Origin of the sequence: Thiorhodococcus minor (assembly GCF_010820565.1) — a bacterium.
Taxonomy (GTDB): domain Bacteria; phylum Pseudomonadota; class Gammaproteobacteria; order Chromatiales; family Chromatiaceae; genus Thiorhodococcus; species Thiorhodococcus minor.
The window spans coordinates 1-1,567 of sequence record NZ_JAAIJQ010000240.1; the positions used below are offsets into that span (position 1 = coordinate 1).

The following is a 1,567-nucleotide window of genomic DNA, read 5'->3' on the forward strand; positions in this document are numbered from 1 at the left end:
CAGGGCTCCTGCCACTCTTCAGGGCGCTTGATCGCCTACCGAAATACTCGGTTTTGGACCAACCGATGATCAAGGCCCGCACGTGGAACCGGTCCATCACTCGGCATAGTTTTCAGGACCCTACAAGCCGTTAAGAAAATCGAGCAGCTTATCTGTTGGCTTGTAGCGACTCGGTTGGCCGGTCGGTGGCATCGCTTTCGCGAGTGCCTGTTCCTTCATCGCAAGTGTCGCGTCGAGGTAGATCTGGGTCGTTTCCACCGACTCGTGTCCGAGCCACAGCGCGATGACAGAGCGTTCTACGCCCGCCTGCAGCAGGTCCATCGCCATCGTGTGTCTCAGGCAGTGGACGGTGACATGCTTGTCTTTCAACGACGGACAGACGGTTGCCGCTGCGAGGCAATGTTTGGCGAGTAGATACTGAACACCATCCGGGCTAAGACGACCGCCTCTGGCGTTCGGGAACACGATGTTCGCCTCCCCGCGTTGCGGTTCGCGTAACCAGGTTTTCAAGACGGCGACCGTTGGCTTGGCGAGCGGTATACACCGTTCTTTGCGACCCTTGCCGATCACACGAAGATGAGCGCCGGTCCCGAGGGTCATGTCCTCGCGTTTCAGTCCGGTCATTCCCGACAGACGCAGGCCCGTCTGCACGGACACCAAGAGGAAGGCGTGATCGCGTCGGCCGAACCAGGTGCCGCGCTCCGGTGCGCTCAGTAAGGCATCGACCTGCGCACGTGTGAGAAACGCGACCAACGCTCGGGTGAAGCGCTGAGAGGGGATGGCGAGGACGCGCTGGATCTGCGCCGCATGCTCCGGGCGCTCAAAGGCGGCGTAGCGGAAAAAGGAGCGGATCGCTGTCAGGCGCAGATTACGACTGCGGCTGCCGAGCTGGCGATGCTGCTGCAGATGCTCGAGAAAGGCCCCGATCAAAGGGGCGTCGATATCCTCGAACATCAACTGCGAGGGCGCCTTATGCAGCCGCTGCTGGGTGAACTTGAGCAACTGGCGGAAGGTGTCGCGATAGGAGCTGATGGTGTGCGGACTCACCTGGCGTTGTTGCATCAAGCGCTGGGTGAAAAAACGCTCCAACAGAGGCGCAAAGCTGGGTACGGTCATAGCTGACCCTCCCAGCGGTGCTCGAGTCGATTCATCGCCTCTTGCATCAACTCCGGCCAGCTGCTCAGATACCAATAGGTATCACTAACGTGGACGTGGCCAAGATAGGCGGACAACAGGGGAAGGCGCCGTTCAGGGTCCTGATCGTCGCGATACCAGTTGAGCAAGGTGTTGTTGTCTCTCACATTGTTTCCCCGCCCGTTTCTCGAATTGTTTCGCGATGAGAGTGTGAGTCCTTCCCAGCCTAGGCACTCCGGTGAAGCAATGGTGGGAGGTGGACGAGTGTGAGGTGATGAACGCGCTTTTTCGGGGGCGGGCCGGTGGCCCCGGGGGAAGTGGACGTTGTGGGGGGCGGCAGGGGCCTGCGGCGGGTCTCGGCCCGCCGCGTTGAGGTCTTTCAGAAGGAGATCGGATCGTCGAAATCGTCGTTGAAGAGGTCGCCCTGACGCTC

Annotated in this window: 2 protein-coding genes; both read right to left on the reverse strand. The window is 60.5% G+C overall.

Features of this window, described 5'->3' with window-relative positions; all coding sequences use genetic code 11:
- Window positions 1-120 precede the first annotated feature (120 nt).
- Window positions 121-1,116, reverse strand: a complete 996-nt coding sequence (locus G3446_RS26630) for a site-specific integrase (RefSeq protein WP_164456670.1) — start codon at window positions 1,114-1,116, stop codon at window positions 121-123.
- Complete coding sequence (locus tag G3446_RS26635) at window positions 1,113-1,301, reverse strand: site-specific integrase (RefSeq protein ID WP_209262660.1); 189 nt, start codon at window positions 1,299-1,301, stop codon at window positions 1,113-1,115. The genes G3446_RS26630 and G3446_RS26635 overlap by 4 nt, the downstream gene beginning before the upstream one ends.
- Window positions 1,302-1,567: the final 266 nt, after the last annotated feature.